This is a genomic window from Nocardioides campestrisoli, from assembly GCF_013624435.2.
Taxonomy (GTDB): Bacteria; Actinomycetota; Actinomycetes; order Propionibacteriales; family Nocardioidaceae; genus Nocardioides; species Nocardioides campestrisoli.
Map to the genome: position 1 here is coordinate 3,396,144 of NZ_CP061768.1, position 14,933 is coordinate 3,411,076.

15 protein-coding genes are annotated in these 14,933 nt (G+C 74.0%); 6 read left to right on the forward strand and 9 right to left on the reverse strand.

Annotated elements, in window-relative coordinates; genetic code table 11:
- Positions 1-97: 97 nt before the first annotated feature.
- The 3 genes from H8838_RS15955 to rsmI are packed head-to-tail and all read right to left on the reverse strand — an operon-like array spanning position 98 to position 2,690.
- On the reverse strand, positions 98-988 hold the full coding sequence (locus H8838_RS15955) for a TatD family hydrolase (RefSeq protein WP_185994619.1): 891 nt from the start codon (positions 986-988) through the stop codon (positions 98-100).
- On the reverse strand, positions 985-1,824 hold the full coding sequence (locus H8838_RS15960) for an alpha/beta fold hydrolase (RefSeq protein WP_181312518.1): 840 nt from the start codon (positions 1,822-1,824) through the stop codon (positions 985-987). The genes H8838_RS15955 and H8838_RS15960 overlap by 4 nt, the downstream gene beginning before the upstream one ends.
- Positions 1,821-2,690 carry a 16S rRNA (cytidine(1402)-2'-O)-methyltransferase gene (gene rsmI / locus H8838_RS15965; protein WP_185994618.1) on the reverse strand — a complete coding sequence of 290 codons (870 nt, stop codon included), beginning with the start codon at positions 2,688-2,690 and terminating at the stop codon, positions 1,821-1,823. The genes H8838_RS15960 and rsmI overlap by 4 nt, the downstream gene beginning before the upstream one ends.
- Before the next feature lie 40 nt (positions 2,691-2,730).
- On the opposite strand from rsmI, the gene H8838_RS15970 reads away from it, so the two are divergent.
- The 3 genes from H8838_RS15970 to H8838_RS15980 are packed head-to-tail and all read left to right on the forward strand — an operon-like array spanning position 2,731 to position 5,542.
- Positions 2,731-4,314, forward strand: a complete 1,584-nt coding sequence (locus H8838_RS15970; protein WP_224766184.1) for a dolichyl-phosphate-mannose--protein mannosyltransferase — start codon at positions 2,731-2,733, stop codon at positions 4,312-4,314.
- A gap of 2 nt (positions 4,315-4,316) precedes the next feature.
- On the forward strand, positions 4,317-5,327 hold the full coding sequence (locus tag H8838_RS15975; protein ID WP_224766185.1) for an iron-containing redox enzyme family protein: 1,011 nt from the start codon (positions 4,317-4,319) through the stop codon (positions 5,325-5,327).
- Positions 5,324-5,542, forward strand: coding sequence for a CDGSH iron-sulfur domain-containing protein (locus tag H8838_RS15980; protein ID WP_224766186.1), 219 nt, complete (start codon positions 5,324-5,326; stop codon positions 5,540-5,542). Before H8838_RS15975 ends, H8838_RS15980 begins: the two co-directional genes overlap by 4 nt.
- Positions 5,543-5,555: 13 nt before the next feature.
- Here the strand turns inward: H8838_RS15980 and H8838_RS15985 are convergent, their stop codons facing one another.
- Positions 5,556-7,112 carry an FAD-dependent oxidoreductase gene (locus tag H8838_RS15985; protein WP_185994616.1) on the reverse strand — a complete coding sequence of 519 codons (1,557 nt, stop codon included), beginning with the start codon at positions 7,110-7,112 and terminating at the stop codon, positions 5,556-5,558.
- A 138-nt stretch (positions 7,113-7,250) separates the two neighbouring features.
- Here H8838_RS15985 and H8838_RS15990 point away from each other — a divergent pair, with 138 nt between their 5' ends.
- The 3 genes from H8838_RS15990 to H8838_RS16000 all read left to right on the forward strand — a co-directional run bounded on the left by H8838_RS15990 (position 7,251) and on the right by H8838_RS16000 (position 9,189).
- Entirely contained in the window at positions 7,251-7,985 is a 735-nt protein-coding gene (locus H8838_RS15990) for an ANTAR domain-containing protein (RefSeq protein WP_185994615.1), read from the forward strand.
- Between the two features lie 178 nt (positions 7,986-8,163).
- On the forward strand, positions 8,164-8,940 hold the full coding sequence (locus tag H8838_RS15995; protein WP_224766187.1) for a SigB/SigF/SigG family RNA polymerase sigma factor: 777 nt from the start codon (positions 8,164-8,166) through the stop codon (positions 8,938-8,940).
- 75 nt (positions 8,941-9,015) lie between these two features.
- Positions 9,016-9,189, forward strand: coding sequence for a CsbD family protein (locus tag H8838_RS16000; protein ID WP_181312513.1), 174 nt, complete (start codon positions 9,016-9,018; stop codon positions 9,187-9,189).
- A gap of 3 nt (positions 9,190-9,192) precedes the next feature.
- Here H8838_RS16000 and H8838_RS16005 read toward each other — a convergent pair whose 3' ends face one another.
- The 5 genes from H8838_RS16005 to H8838_RS16025 all read right to left on the reverse strand — a co-directional run bounded on the left by H8838_RS16005 (position 9,193) and on the right by H8838_RS16025 (position 14,893).
- Positions 9,193-10,050 (reverse strand): glycosyltransferase family 2 protein, encoded by an 858-nt coding sequence (locus tag H8838_RS16005; protein ID WP_181312512.1) that lies wholly within the window; start codon positions 10,048-10,050, stop codon positions 9,193-9,195.
- Positions 10,047-11,042 carry a glycosyltransferase gene (locus H8838_RS16010; RefSeq protein ID WP_185994614.1) on the reverse strand — a complete coding sequence of 332 codons (996 nt, stop codon included), beginning with the start codon at positions 11,040-11,042 and terminating at the stop codon, positions 10,047-10,049. The genes H8838_RS16005 and H8838_RS16010 overlap by 4 nt, the downstream gene beginning before the upstream one ends.
- A complete protein-coding gene (locus H8838_RS16015) occupies positions 11,039-12,115 on the reverse strand; it encodes a glycosyltransferase (RefSeq protein WP_224766188.1) in 1,077 nt (358 codons plus the stop codon). Before H8838_RS16015 ends, H8838_RS16010 begins: the two co-directional genes overlap by 4 nt.
- Positions 12,112-13,179: a glycosyltransferase family protein gene (locus H8838_RS16020; RefSeq protein WP_185994613.1), complete on the reverse strand. Its 1,068-nt coding sequence runs from the start codon at positions 13,177-13,179 to the stop codon at positions 12,112-12,114. The genes H8838_RS16015 and H8838_RS16020 overlap by 4 nt, the downstream gene beginning before the upstream one ends.
- 82 nt (positions 13,180-13,261) lie before the next feature.
- Positions 13,262-14,893 carry a family 16 glycosylhydrolase gene (locus tag H8838_RS16025; RefSeq protein WP_185994612.1) on the reverse strand — a complete coding sequence of 544 codons (1,632 nt, stop codon included), beginning with the start codon at positions 14,891-14,893 and terminating at the stop codon, positions 13,262-13,264.
- Positions 14,894-14,933: the final 40 nt, after the last annotated feature.

Sequence of the window (14,933 nt, forward strand, 5' to 3'; positions counted from 1 at the left end):
CCGATCCCGGCCAACAGTCACGAGACGATAACGAGAATCGGGGCGGTCGCAAACCCGAACGCAGCAATCCAGGCGTGGGACGTGACCAGACTCTCGCCTACCAGGAGCCCCCGAAAGCCACCTCGGTGTTGCGGTCGACGGCCGCGCAGAGCTCTCCGAGGTCGTCGGCGCGCACCTGCGCCATCACCCGCATCGTCAGCGGCACCAGGTACGAGGCGTTGGGCCGGCCGCGGTAGGGCACCGGGGTCAGGTAGGGCGCGTCGGTCTCCACCAGGACCCGGTCCTGGGGCGCGACGGCGAGCGCCTCGCGCAGCGGGTCGGCGTTCTTGAAGGTCACCGTCCCGGCGAAGCTCAGGTACGCCCCCCGGTCCAGGCAGGCCCGGGCGAAGGCGGCGTCGCCGGAGAAGCAGTGCATCACCCAGCGCTCGGGCACGCCCTCGGAGTCCAGCACCCGGAGCACCTCGTCGTGCGCGTCCCGGTCGTGGATGACCAGCGTCTTGTCCAGCCGCTTGGCCAGGTCGATGTGGCGACGGAAGCTCTCCTCCTGCGCCGGCAGCCCCTCGGGCGGCGTGCGGAACAGGTCGAGACCGGTCTCCCCCACCGCACGCACCCGCTGGGAGGAGGCGGCGAGCCGTTCGATCTCGACCAGCGCGTCCTCCAGCTCGCCGGCGGCGGCCAGCCGCGGCGCCTCGTTGGGGTGCAGCGCGACACCGGCGACCAGGGCGTCGTGCTCGGCCGCGGCCTGCACCGCCCAGCGCGCACCAGGCAGGTCGCAGCCGATCTGGACGATCCGGGGCACGCCCACCTCGGCGGCCGCCGCGATCGCCTCGGCGGTGGCCAGCCAGTCGCCGTCGGCGATGTCGAGATGGCAGTGGTTGTCCACCACCGGGTGCGGCAGCGGCTCGGGTGCCGGCGGGCGGGCCCGGTCCCGGGTCGCGCCGGAGCGCTCCTCGGTCGCGGAACGGCTGCGGACGGGTCCCTCGCTCATCCTCCCGACCGTACCCGCGCCACGATCTCGGCGGCGAGCAGGTCGGCGGCCTGCCGTGGCACCCAGTGGGAGACCCCCTCGAGCTCCACGTACCGGTAGTCGCCCTCGACGAACCGGCCGCAGGCCTCCGCCGCCTCGCGGGACAGCGCGACGTCCCTGTCACTCCACACGTAGGTGGTCGGCACGGTCACCGGGGTCCGGGACACGTCGCGCGGCGCGAACGGCAGCGCCCGGTACCAGCCCAGCGCGCCGGGGAGCGCGCCGTCGTCGATGATCTCGGCCTGCACCCGGGCCACGTCCTCGGGGCGCATCCCGCCCTTGAGCAGCGCGGTGTCGAAGGCGTCCGGGCGCACCCGCACCAGCGACTCGACCAGCACCGGGAGGAAGAACAGACCGACGTACCAGGACTTCGCCGCCTGCGGCCCGTGCCGCACCGCCCAGAACATGGCGCCGGGGTGCGGCACCGAGACGGCGGTCAGCGACCGCACCACCTCGGGCCGCCGGACGGCCAGCGCCCAGGCGACGACCGCGCCCCAGTCGTGCCCGACCAGGTGCACCGGGCTGCCGATCCGGTCGACCAGGGAGACGACGTCCTCGACCAGTCGGTCGAGCCGGTAGGCCCACCGGCCGAAGGGCCGGGCTCTCGGCGAGTAGCCGCGCTGGTCGGGTGCGAAGGTGCGCAGGCCCTCGGCGTGCAGCAGCGCGCGGACGTCGTCCCAGCTGTCGGAGCGCTCGGGGAAGCCGTGCAGCAGCACCACCGGCTCGCCGTCGAGCGGACCACCGTCGCGGACGTCGAAGGTCAACCCGTCGTGGGTGAAGGTCTCGATCCTCGTCATCGCACGTGCACCACCTCGTAGACGTCCCGCTTCGGCACTCCGGCCCGGCGCGCCACCTCGGCGATGGCCTCCTTCCGGGACGTGCCCTGCTCCTCCAGCGCGCAAACGGCGGCCAGCAGGCTCTCGGGGTCGGCGGAGACCTCGGCCACCGACTCGGCCCCGGAGACCACCAGCGTCACCTCGCCGCGCACCCCGTCGGCCGCCCACCGGGCCAGCTCGCGCAGCCCGCCCCGGCGCACCTCCTCGTGGGTCTTGGTCAGCTCCCGGCAGATCGCCGCCGGCCGCTCGTCGCCGAAGGCCTCGGCGAGCGCCTCCAGGGCGGCCTGGGTCCGGTGCGGGGCCTCGAAGAAGACCATCGTCCGCTCCTCCGCGGCCAGCGACGCCAGCCGCCGGGCCCGCTCCCCGGCCTTGCGGGGCAGGAAGCCCTCGAAGCAGAACCGGTCGACCGGGAGCCCGGAGACCGCGAGCGCGGTCAGCACCGCGCTCGGGCCGGGCACCGCGGTCACCCGCAGGTCGTGCTCGACGGCCGCGACGACCAGCCGGTAGCCGGGGTCGGAGACGCTGGGCATCCCGGCGTCGGTGACCAGCACCACCCGCTCGCCGGCCAGCAGGGAGTCGAGCAGCGCCGGGGTGCGCGCCTGCTCGTTGCCCTCGAAGTAGGAGACGACCCGGCCGTTGACCTCCAGCCCGAGGTCGCTGGTGAGCCGGCGGAACCGGCGGGTGTCCTCCGCGGCGACCACGTCGGCGGCGGCCAGCTCCTGGGCCAGCCGGGGCGGGGCGTCGCCGAGCTGACCGATCGGGGTCGCCGCCAGGACCAGGACCCCGGTCGGGGCGGACTCGGGGCGGGGGGAACGGCCAGTGTTCATGCCCACATCCTGCACCCCGCTACCTCTACAGTGTCCGATCGTGACCCCACCCGGCCGTCGGCCCCGCCTCCAGGACCCGGTCGTCGCGTGGACCGCGGCGCTGCTGCTGACCGGGGTCACCTTCGCGCTGCGGGTCTGGCACCTGGGCTCGCCCCGGCAGTTCGCCTTCGACGAGACCTACTACGCCAAGGACGCCTGGTCGCTGCTGCACCACGGCTACGTCCGCAGCTACGTCGACGGGGCGGACGCCCAGATCCTCGAGGGCACCACCGGCGGCCTGCGGAAGGACGACCCCTCGATGGTGGTCCACCCCGAGGTGGGCAAGTGGCTGATCGCGCTGGGCGAGCAGGCCTTCGGGATGGACCCCTTCGGCTGGCGGATCGCGTCGGCCGTGGTGGGCTCGCTGATGGTGCTGGTCATGTGCCGACTCGCGCTGCGCCTGACCGGCTCGGTCTTCTGGGGTCTGGTGGCCGGGCTGCTGGTCTCGCTCGACGGCCTGCACCTGGTGCTCTCCCGGCTGGCCCTGCTCGACATCTTCATGGCGTTCTTCCTGCTCTGCGGCGTGCACTGCGTGGTGGCGGACCGGCAGTGGTTCCACGCCCGGCTGGCCCGGCTCGCTCCGGACGGCGTGACCCGCGGGTGGGGCCCCCGCGTCTGGTTCCGTCCGTGGCTGCTGCTGGGCGGGATCGCGTTCGGCCTCGCGGTCGGCACCAAGTGGACGGCGCTCTACCCGCTGGCCGCGTTCGGCCTGCTGGTCTGGGCCTGGAGCGCGGGCGCCCGACGCTCGCTCGGCGTCCGGTGGCCGGTGCTGCGGGCGGCCGTGGTCGACGGCGTCCCTGCCTTCGTCCACCTCGTGCTGGTCGCGTTCGTGGTCTACGTCGCCTCGTGGACGGGCTGGCTGGTGCACGCCGAGGAGTACGAGCGGACGCTCTCGGCGACCCAGTACTCCACCTACGACGGCGGCGAGCCCTGGCCCACCGCCTCGGAGCCGGACGCCTCCGGGCTGGGCGAGGTGCGGCAGTCTCTGGAGTCGCTGCTCTCCTACCACCGCGACGTCTACACCTTCCACACCGCGTTCCTCAACGACGCCACCCACACCTACTCCTCCAAGCCCGGGGGGTGGCTCCTGATGGAGCGGCCGGTCGGGGTCTCCGTCGAGCTCGACATCCCGCCCGGCACCGACGGCTGCGAGGCCGCCCAGGGATCGACCTGTCTGCGCCAGGTGATGCTGCTGGGCAACCCGGTCCTGTGGTGGGGCGGGTGCCTGGCACTGCTGGCGGCGCTCGCGCTGTGGGCGGGAGCCCGGGACTGGCGGTTCGGGGTCCCGGTCGTGGGGGTCGCGGCCACCTGGCTGCCCTGGTTCCAGTACGACGACCGGACGATCTTCGTCTTCTACGCGATCGCCATGCTGCCCTTCGTGGTGCTGGCCCTGGCGCTCTACCTGGCCCGGCTGGTCGGTCCGGACCTGCGCCCGAGACGTCGCCGCACCCTGGGCGCGGTGGTCGGCGGCTCGTTCACCGTGCTCGTGGTGCTGGCGTTCGCCTGGTTCTGGCCGGTGTGGACCAACGAGCTGATCACCCACGACGAGTGGCTGGGACGCATGTGGTTCAGGAGATGGATCTGAGCATGCCCGCCCGAGACGCGGGGTACTGCGGCGGCATGCAGATGCCACCTCCGCGCGGGACGCTCAGCCAACGCGTCCGCGACGCGCTCGCCGACTCCAGCACCCGCCCCCTCGCCTCCCGCCCGGCCCCGGCCGCGGACGACCACGCGGACGCGATGTTGAGCCTGTGGATGCTGCACGAGCTGCACTACCGCGGCTTCGACGGCGTCGACGAGCGGCTGGAGTGGGACCCCGCCCTGCTGGGCCTGCGCCGCCGCCTGGAGGACGACCTCGAGCAGGACCTGCGCGCCCGGTTCGCCAGGTCGGGTGTCCGGGCGGAGAGCGCCGAGGAGATCTTCCGCATCGCCGAGGAGCACGAGGGCCCCTCGCTCGCCTCGTACGTGCACCGGCACGCGACCCGCGAGCAGGTGCTCGAGCTGCTCAAGGCCCGTTCGGTCTACCACCTCAAGGAGTCCGACCCGGTCTCCTGGGTGATCCCCCGGCTCGGTCCGGTGGCCAAGGCGGCGCTGATGGAGCTGCAGTACGACGAGTACGGCGGCGGCGACCCGCGCCGGCTGCACGCCCACCTGTTCGCCCTCGGCCTCGAGGCGTGCGGGCTGGACGCCGAGTACGGCGCGTACCTGCCCGAGACGCCCACCGAGGTGCTCGAGCAGAACAACGTGATGAGCCTCTTCGGCCTGCACCGCAGGCTCCGCGGCGCGGCCCTGGGGCACCTGGCCGCCTTCGAGGCGACCAGCTCGCTGCCGAGCCGACGGCTCGCCCAGGGGATGGACCGGCTCGACATGCCGGCCGAGATCCAGCACTACTACCGCGAGCACGTGGAGGCGGACGCCGTGCACGAGCAGCTCGCCGTGCGGACGATCTGCGGGGCGCTGCTGGCGGAGTCCCCCGACCTGCTCGACGACGTGATCCTGGGTGCCTGGACCTGCCTGGACCAGGAGGACCGGATCGCCCAGCACTTCTGGGACCGGTGGGGGCTGGCGGCCGCACCGTCCTCGGCGGGCGCGGCGTGAGCGCCGAGCAGGGGGCGGAGTTCACGCACGCCGACGTGATCCTGTGCCCCGGTGGGCCGATGCTGCTCCGCGGCGACCACGTGATCGACGACGGCCAGGGCAACCTGGTGCGCACCCAGCGCCCGGTCAGCGCGGTCTGCCGCTGCGGCAAGAGCGAGACCGCGCCCTGGTGCGACGGGACGCACAAGGTCCTGCCGCCCAAGCTGCGGCCCTAGGGGCCCGGCCCGGTCAGTCGACGGGGCGCAGCGGGGAGGTGGCCGGGCCCTCCAGGACCCGGCCGTCCAGCTCGAACCGGGAGCCGTGGCAGGGGCACTGCCACTTCTCCGCGGTCTCGTCCAGGGAGACCAGGCACCCCATGTGGGTACAGGAGGCCGACACCTGGTGCAGCACGCCGTCGTGGTCCCGGTAGGCGGCGACCACGTCGACCCCTCGCTGGAAGCGGCCCGCGGCGCCCGGCGCGAGGTCCTCCGGGGCGCCCGGGAGGACGCTGGTCCCGGCTGCGACCACCCGGCTGGTCACCGCGTGCCCGACGAAGGCCGCCCCCTGTCCCACCACGCGACGGCCCTCGGCCGCCCAGCGGGCCCGGCCGACGGTGAACAGCTCGCGCCAGTCCCCCGACCGGCCGGCCGCGCGGGCCTCGCCGGCGTCCGAGGACAGGATCAGGTCGCGCAGCAGCACCCCGGCGAGCACGCCGTTGGCCATCCCCCAGCCGCCGAAGCCGGTGGCCCCCCAGACCCCGTTGCCAGGTCGGGTGAGCGGGCGCAGCTCGCCGATGAAGGGGATCCGGTCCGGGGAGTCGTGGTCCTGTGCCGACCACTGCCGCGTGGGCTGGTAGTCGGGGACCCGGTCGCGCGCCCAGTCCATCAGGTCGGCGAGCCGGACCGCGGCGCTCTCCTTGCCCGGCATGTACGGCGCGCCTGAGACCAGCAGCTCGCGCGGGCCGCCCGCGGGCGCGGAGGCCGGGCGCAGGGCAGGCGCCTCCGGCCCGACCCCGACGTACATGTCGGCCAGGGACTCCGCGCCGTTCGGCACGGGGGCGCTCAGCACGTGCTCACGGTGGGTCTTGAGGCGGGCGAAGAGCACCCCCTCGGAGAAGGCCGGGAAGTGGGTGGCCACGACCACGTGCGCGGCCCGCACGGTGTGGCCCTCCTGGGTCCGGGCCCGGTGCGGGTCCCCGGTGTCGAGCTCGACCACCCGGGTCTGCTCGTGCAGGATCCCGCCGGAGCGGACGAAGTCGGCGGCCAGCGCGTCCAGGTAGGCGACCGGGTCGACGAGCAGCTGGTGGTCCAGCCGCAGGGTCTCCTCGACGTAGAACGGCAGGCCCGGGTCGGAGCCGGTGCGCACCGAGAGCCCGCACTCGGCGAGCACCTCGGCCTCGCGCAGCAGCGTGGTGACCTCCTGGCGGTCCTCGGCGAAGAGCCAGGAGGTGCGGCGCTCCAGGCTGCACCGGACGCCGATCCGCTCCACCACGCCGGCCAGGTGCTCCACGGCCATCTGCTGGGAGGCGGCGTAGGCGCGCGCCGAGTCGATCCCGGCCCGGGCGGCGATCTGGGAGTACGCCGTGCCCTGCAGCGCGCTCACCTTGGCCGTCGAGCCCCCGGTGGTGCTGACGCCCAGCGCCCGCGCCTCCAGCAGGACCACCCGGCGGCCGGCCCGGGCGAGCTCCCACGCCGTGCTGAGCCCGGTGATCCCGGCTCCGACGACGAGCACGTCGCAGTCGATGTCGGCGGCCAGCGATGGATGAGCCGGTGCGTCACGGCCGTCCAGCCAGATCGGGTCGCTCACCTGGGCGGCGTACCCGGGCGGGTCCGGTCGGAAACCTGCGAAGGTGCGAGCCGCCCCCCGACGATGGTTGAATGATCAGAGAGGTTCTAGCCGCGAGCCTCATCCTGAAGACGGGGCTGGACGCATTTCGGAGGCGGCATGACCAAGGTGCTCGAGGCACTTCGACACCACGAGGCTTTCCTGGCCTCCCCCGTCCCCACCTGTGCGATCGACGAGGACTTCGTCATCCGCGCGGTCAACCCGGCGTACACGCTGGCCACCGGGACCGAGGAGGACGCCCTCCTCTCCTTCGACCTCTTCGAGCTCTTCCCGGGGAACCCCGAGGAGCCGGAGAGCGACGGGCACGTGCACGTACGCCGCTCGGCGGAGCGGGTGCTGCGCGAGGGCCGGCTCCACCACCTGCTGATCCAGCGCTACGACATCCCCGACCGCGCCGACGAGGGCCGGTTCATGACCCGCTACTGGGAGCCGGTCAACCGGCCGTTCCTGGTCGAGGACTCGGTGCGCGGCGTGGTGATCTCCGCGCAGCCGGTCGACCCCCCGACGGAGAAGACGCTCGCCGCGATCGCGGCGGTGCGCCAGGCGACCGGCGGCGGCTTCTTCCTCGACGAGCCGGCTGAGCAGTCCCGGCTGGAGGCGCTGAGCGAGGCCATCCGCGAGATCAGCGAGCTCGGCCGGGAGGTCAGCCAGCTGCGCGAGGCGCTGGAGTCCCGAGGCACCATCGAGCAGGCCAAGGGGCTGCTGATGGCCAGCCACGGAGGCACCCCCGAGGAGGCGTTCAAGCGGCTCGTCCGGCTGTCGAACAACTCCAACGTCCGGGTCGCCGAGGTGGCTCGGGCCCTGGTCTACCGGGCCCAGACGATCGATGACTGATGCCCCTGTCGGAGGGGTCTGAAACCCCTTTCGGGAAAGAATTTCTGCACTGATTTCTCGGCTTGCAGGCTTTGGATAGGCATGCTTATCTAGGTGCAGTGGTCGAGCAGTCGTTGCCACGTCAACCCCCATTTCTTGGGAGTTCATCGTGTTGCAGAAACTCGCTAGCAGGGCCGGTGTGGACAACATCTGGCCCGACCCCGCCGACCGTCGTGCCGCCACCGCCCAGCTCCTGGAGAAGGCGGCGGGCAAGGAGGGCGACGAGCGCCGGGAGATCGAGGAGCTCGTCGTGGAGCTCAACGTCGAGGTCGCCCGTGACGTGGCCCGGCGCTACCGCAACCGGGGCATCGACCTGGACGACCTGGAGCAGGTCGCCTGCCTCGGACTGGTCAAGGCCGTGCGCCGGTTCCAGGCCGACAAGGGCCGCGACTTCCTGAGCTTCGCCGTCCCCACCATCCGCGGTGAGCTGCGTCGTCACTTCCGCGACCGCGGCTGGATGGTGCGCCCGCCGCGCTCCATCCAGGAGATGCAGGCCGCGATCAACGGCGCCGAGGAAGCGCTGGTCCAGGAGCTGGGCCGCTCGCCGCGGCCTCGCGAGATCGCCGCCCACCTCGGCGTCGAGCTCGACCTGGTCCTCGAGGCGCTCGGCGCGAGCGGCTGCTTCGTGCCCAGCTCGCTGGACGCCCCGCTCACCCCGGGCGAGGCCAACGAGCTCGGCAACTCGCTGGGCACCGACGAGTTCGGCTTCGAGGCGGCCGAGGCCCGTGCGGCCCTCGAGCCCATCCTGGCCACGCTCACCGACCGCGAACGGCTGATCCTGGAGCTCCGGTTCGCCGGAGGCAAGACCCAGGCCGAGATCGGCGCGGAGATCGGCGTGACCCAGATGCAGGTCTCGCGCCTGCTCAGCGCCACGCTCGCCAAGCTCCGGACGGCGATGGAGAGCACGGCGGCCTGAGGCACCGCCCGCCACATGATCCTGGAGTCGCTGGGTACGGGAAGTACTCCAACCGCGATCGACAGGAGCCTGAGCATGGGTCTCGACGACAAGATCTCCAACGCCACCGAGAAGCTGGGCGGCAAGGGCAAGGAAGCCGCAGGCGACGCGAGCGGTGACCGCGACCTCCAGGCCGAGGGCAAGACCGACCAGACCAAGGCCGACCTGAAGCAGGCCGGCGAGAAGGTCAAGGACGCCTTCAAGAAGTAGACATCAGGCAGTAGCCACGGAAGGGCAGGTCTCCCAGCCCGTCGGACCCCGACGCGCGAGACCTGCCCTTTCGAACGCCTCCAGCCAGCCCTCCATCGGGAACCAGCCCCACCGCTCCCGGAACAGGTTGGCGTTGCGCACCACGTCGGCCAGGTGCCGCACCGGGGGGTCCTCGACCGGGTGCCACTGGTGCCGGGCCAGAGCGCCTCCGACCCACCATCCCGGCACGCCGGCGGCGCGGGCTCGCTGGCCGAGGTCGGTGTCCTCCCCGCCGTAGCCGGTGTAGGCCTCGTCGAAGCCGCCGATCGCCTCCCAGGCCGCACGGTCGACGGCGAAGGAGAGCGACCAGAAGAGCCGCCAGTCCTCGAGCTCGAGCAGCTCGCCCGGCGCGGGCGCCGGGCGGGCGGCATGGGGCCGGGCCGCGGCCAGCTCCTGCTCGTCGTAGCCCCGCCCGGGGTCGTGCGGCGGCGGCAGGTAGGCCACCGGCCCGCAGAGCACCCGGCCGGCCGGCGAGGACGCCGTCCGGTTGGCCGCCTCCTCGTAGCGGGCCAGCAGCTCGGCGTCGGCCAGGCAGTCCACGTCCAGCAGCACCACCAGATCGGCGTCCTGCTCCCAGGCGGCCTGCACCGCGGTGTTGCGGGCCCGGGCCAGTGGGAGCCTGCCCTCGGGCCCCAGAGGTGCCGCCAGCACCCGCGCCGTGTCCGCGTACGGGCCGCGGGCGACGACGCCGGCGACCTCGGGGTCCCCCATCGACACCACGACCAGCCCGTCGGGCTGGCGGGGGCCCGCGTGCAGCGACCGGTGCTGCCGGGCCAGGTGCGTGTGCCGGCCGGCCACCACGGTGGCCACGACCAGCCTCACGACCCGGACCCCGCCAGCCGGTCGAGCACCTCGCGCAGCAGCGCGGCGAACCGCTCCGCGCCCGCCCCGTCGTGCCAGCGCGACCAGGACTCCCCGCCGCGGCTCACCGCCTCGTCGAGCAGGCCGGGCCAGCGCTCCGGGGCGGGCCAGGCGGGCAGGGGCAGCGCGACGTCGAGCAGCCCGAGCCGCTGGACCGTGTGGTCCTGCTCCCCGAACGGGCGGGGGTCGGCGACCACCACCGCGGGCGCCCGGGCGGCCGCCACCTCCGCGACCGCGTTCTGCCCGGCGTGGGTGAGCACCACCTCGGCCGTGCTCAGGTGGTGCCAGACCTCGTCGGGGTCGGAGGTCGGCTCCGTGCCGATCCACTCCCGGTCCGGCACGGCGGCACTCAAGCCCGCCAGCAGCTCCTCGCGGCTCCGCTCGCCCCCGCTCCCCCACAGCAGGTACGCCGTACCCGGGCGTCGCTCGCCGTCCGGGGCACGGCCGTCGAAGCGGCTGAGCGCGCCCACGTGGGTGGTGCGCTCCAGCCACCCGGGTGGCCAGTTGCTGGGCAGGCCCGCTGGCCAGGCCGCGACGAGCGCCTCGGCGAGGTCGTGGGCCAGGGTGTGCGCCGGGTCGGTGCGCTCCCCCGGCAGCGCCATCAGCACCACCGGCACCCCGCTCAGCCGCAGCTGGAGGGCGATCTCCACCGAGACGTCGACCACCACCAGCCGGGGCCGGGCGACGGCGACCCAGGCTGCGACCTGCGCGTGCCGCTCGGCCAGCCCCTTGTCGCCGCGCGGCACCCAGTGCAGCCGGCCGCGCGCGGTGACGTCGCGCTCCGCGGTCAGGTCGCCCAGGTCGTCGCGCTCGAGCTGGAGCCAGCGGTGCGGCGTCCCGGGCGCCCGCGGGAGCGAGCTGAGGACCGTGACCTCCTCGTCCAGCCGCGAGGTCACGGTGAGCATCCGGTGCAGGTGCCCGGCGCCCTGGTGGTGGACGTACCAGCCGATCACGCGGCCCGCTCCCCGGCCAGGCCGGCGTAGAGCCCCAGGTAGGAGTCGACCATCGCGTCGACCGAGCACGCGGTGACCGCCCGCTGGCGGGCCGCCGTCCGGTCCAGGGTCCAGGCCCGGCCGACCGCCTCCGCGGCGGCCTCGACGTCGCCGGCGGGCACCAGCTCGGCGCAGGTGTCGTCGACCACCTCGGGGAGCCCGCCCCGGGCGAAGCCGACCACCGGGGTCCCGCAGGAGAGCGCCTCCGCGGCGACCAGCCCGTAGGGCTCGTCCCACTCCGGGGTCACCAGCGCCACCCCGCACCGGCCGACCAGGCGGGCCAGCTCGCGCTGGCGCAGGTGGCCGACGTACTCCGCGTGGGGACCGAGCCGGGGGGCGACCTGCTCGGCCCAGTAGTCCCGGTCGGCCACCGGGCCGGCGAGCAGCAGCCGTCGGCCGGCCCGGGCCGCCACGTCGAGGGCCAGGTGGACCCCCTTCTCCGGCACGATCCGGCCGAACCAGACCAGGTCCTCCCCACCGGGCCCGAGCGGCCAGTGCGTGGTGTCGATGCCGTTGCGCACTACCGTCGCGGTGGTCACGTGCGCCCACTGCCGGGCGGTGAAGTCGCTGACCGCCGAGAAGTGGCTGCGACTGCTGACGTCCTGCTCGATCGCCGGCTCCAGCCACGGGGTGGGTGGGGTGTGCAGGGTGGTGAGGAGCGGCATCGGCAGCGCGTCGGCCATCGCCACCGGCAGGTAGTGCAGCGAGTTGTTGTGGACCAGCGTGAGCCCCGGGTCGCGGGCCAGGTCGAGCATCAGCCGCAGGTAGGCGTGGTGCTGCTCGACCCACTCGGTCGGCTGCATGGAGACGTCGGCCCGCGCCTGGTCGCTGAGCCGCGGCGGCGAGACTGCGAGCTCGCGGACCCCCAGGCCGTGGTCGCTGCCCGGCGCGGCGCAGACCGTGACGTCCACGCCCCGGGCTGCCAGCCCGCGGGCGAGGTGCCAGGTCATCGACTGCAGGCCACCGGCGAACGGCTCGCGGATCGGGTGCCGGGAGTCGGCGACCAGCGCCACCCGCAGACGAGCCTCCCTCACCGGTCCAGCACCGCGGCGTACAGGCGCGCGTGCTCGCGGGCCAGCGCCGACCGCTCCGCACGGCGCACCGCGGCGTCAGCCCGCCACCGCGGCCGCTCCGTGTACGCCCGCAGCACGGCCTCCTCCAGGCTGGCCACGTCCAGGCCGTCCTGGTCGAGCACGAAGGGCAGGCAGGGACGCTGCTCGCGGTAGTAGCCGCAGCTGGGCACGGCCACCGGGGTGCCCAGGTCGTAGCAGGCCTCGAGCCAGCCGGAGTGGGTGCCGAACCGGTAGGGCAGCACGGAGAGGTCGAGGCTGCTGAGGTAGTCCCACAGCTCGTCGTCGGAGAAGTAGTCGTGGACCCGCAGGTCGATCAGGCCGTCGTCGGCCAGCTCGGTCAGGGTCGCCGCGACCACCTCGTCGTGGCGGGGCATGCCGGGCGTCATCACGTCGGTGTGCACGTCGACCTGGAGGGTGGCGTCGGGCAGCGGGGCGAGCACCTTGACCAGGACCTCGAGGATCGGCAGCGGCTCCATCCCGGCCCGCAGGCTCTTGAGGTGGAGGCCGACGGTGAACCCCTCGTGCGCGGGCCGGGGGCGGTCCAGCAGCGCGTCCGGGACCACGTGCGGGTGGGGCAGCACCGTGGCGGTGCGCCCCCAACGCCGGGAGATCTCCCGGGCCGCGCCCGGGGTCAGCGTGATCAGCGCGTCGGCGGCCGGCACCAGGACGTCGAGCTGCGCGGCGTGCGTCGCGGAGTCGCGGTGGTGGGGGTTGCGCAGGTCGTGCACGGTGTAGACGAGCGGCTTGCCGCACCAGCGCAGCGTCTGCACCCAGGCCTCCAGGTCGCGCGGCGAGCGCGAGTCGAAGCCGAAGTGCAGGTGCGCCAGGTCGAAGGCCTGCTGATGGTCGAGCACCCAACGCACGTCGAGCACCGGCGGCGGCCACCACTGGGCGGCCGGGACGTCTCCCGGCACCGGCTCGTCGGCGAGCCGGAGCACCGACCCGTCGGGCTCGACCTCGCTGAGGTGACGGACGTAGACGTGCCCCGACGGCACGGAGAGGACGCGCATCGGCTGTGGCGGCATCAGGTCTCCTGGGAAAAAAGGTCTTCCCGTCCGGCTTCCTGAACGGTGCGCCCCTGGTACCCGTCCGGGCCGGGCGGCAAACTCAGAAGAGCCGCCAGGCGGGGTCCGTGGTCGCGCCCAGCGGGGAGGCCTGCTGGACCAGGAACTCCGCGAAGCCCGAGGCCGCCGAGAGCACGTGCACCGAGGTCCGTCCCGCGTCGTCGCGGTCGACCAGCTGCAGGTCGACGCGGCCGTCGCCGTCGTGGTCGCCCCAGGTCGCCGTCCAGGTGGCGGGGTCGAGCGCCGGCATCGCCGTGCTGGTCCGGGTCAGCACGGTCTGGAAGCCGGTCGAGCCGTCGAGCACGTGCACCTCGACCGTGCCGCCGCGACCCGCCAGGTTCACCGCGTGCAGGTCCGCGACCCCGTCGTTGTCGTGGTCGCCGACCCCCCAGCTCCACTCGGGGCTCTCGACCGCGGGCAGCGGCGTGCTCGCGCTGGAGATCACCTCGGCGAATCCGGAGGCGGCGTCCAGGACGGTGACCACGGCGTTCCCCGAGCCGTCGCGGCCCACGACGTGCAGGTCGCCGCGGCCGTCGCCGTCGGCGTCGCCGACCCGGAGGGCCAAGACCGCCTCGGCGGAGAGGTCGACCTGGGCGGCGCCCGCGTCATGGGCCAGGAACGCCTGGAACCCGGCGGCGCCGTCCAGCACGTGCACCGTGCCCGCCGGATCGACGGCGTACAGGTCCTGCACCCGGTCGCCGTCGTAGTCGCCCCGGGCCATCCGCCACTCCTCGGGCACCAGGGGCAGCGCGGTCTGGGTGCTGAAGCCGGTGTAGTCGGCGCCCGCGTCGAGGGCGTGCAGCTCGGTGGTCCCCGCGGCGGTCCCGGTCACCGCCTGCACCCCCGCGGGCTGGGCGGTCGCCATCCCGCGGCCCAGCCGCTCCACCTTCACCCAGTCGACGTACATCGAGGGGCCGTCGACGACGCCCGGCGGCTCGCCGCAGCTCGGCTGCTGGTCGTCGGGACAGTTGCGCTTGTGCTGGAGCCGCAGGTACTCCGGGGTCACCGGCGAGTGCGGCGCCGACCAGGTCTCCACCCCGTCGACGAAGAGCCGGGTCGGCGCGGCGACCGCGGTGGCCGGGTCCTCCCCGGGGCCGGCGTAGGTGAACTCCGCGGCGTACTCGTGCCACCCGGACATGTCCGCGGGGTAGCGGTCGCCCAGGCACTCCATCGTCCCCTCGCGGGGGAAGTAGCGCCAGTAGAAGGCCACCTGGACCCGGCACCGGCCGGTCCCGCCCCAGCTCTCCACCACGTCGATCTCGCCCACCCGGTCGGGCAGGTGGGAGCGCAGCCAGAAGGCCGGGTGGGTCCCGGTGCTCCCGGGCATCTTGACCATCGCCGAGACCCGGTAGGTCTCGCCCACCCGGTAGGGCACCGGGTCGCGGGACATCAGGTTGCCCTCGGGCCGCACCCGCAGCACGCTGCGCCCGTCCACCGCGGTCAGCTCGGTCCGCTCCGGGGTCGAGCTGGCCTGGTGCACCCACTGCTCCCCCGGCGACCCGGTCGGGGTCGCGGTGAACTCGTCGAGGAAGACCTGCTCGACCGTCGTCCCGACCGCCGGCGCCGCCGCGGCGACCACCGGCGGGTCCGGCGCTGCCGGCGGCACCGGGAGCATCGAGGCGATGAGGGTCGACACCATCACCACCAGCTCGCGGAACCAGAGGATCTCGGCCATGTGTCCTGTCGATCGGTGGGGATGAGTGGTCGATTGAACC

Coding starts and splice junctions, on each gene's coding strand:
- H8838_RS15990 (WP_185994615.1), top strand. CDS start 7,251: ATGACCAAGGTGCTCGAGGCACTTCGACACCACGAGGCTTTCCTGGCC.
- H8838_RS15955 (WP_185994619.1), bottom strand. CDS start 988: ATGAGCGAGGGACCCGTCCGCAGCCGTTCCGCGACCGAGGAGCGCTCC.
- rsmI (WP_185994618.1), bottom strand. CDS start 2,690: ATGAACACTGGCCGTTCCCCCCGCCCCGAGTCCGCCCCGACCGGGGTC.
- H8838_RS16025 (WP_185994612.1), bottom strand. CDS start 14,893: ATGGCCGAGATCCTCTGGTTCCGCGAGCTGGTGGTGATGGTGTCGACC.
- H8838_RS15975 (WP_224766185.1), top strand. CDS start 4,317: ATGCCCGCCCGAGACGCGGGGTACTGCGGCGGCATGCAGATGCCACCT.
- H8838_RS16020 (WP_185994613.1), bottom strand. CDS start 13,179: ATGCCGCCACAGCCGATGCGCGTCCTCTCCGTGCCGTCGGGGCACGTC.
- H8838_RS15960 (WP_181312518.1), bottom strand. CDS start 1,824: ATGACGAGGATCGAGACCTTCACCCACGACGGGTTGACCTTCGACGTC.
- H8838_RS16000 (WP_181312513.1), top strand. CDS start 9,016: ATGGGTCTCGACGACAAGATCTCCAACGCCACCGAGAAGCTGGGCGGC.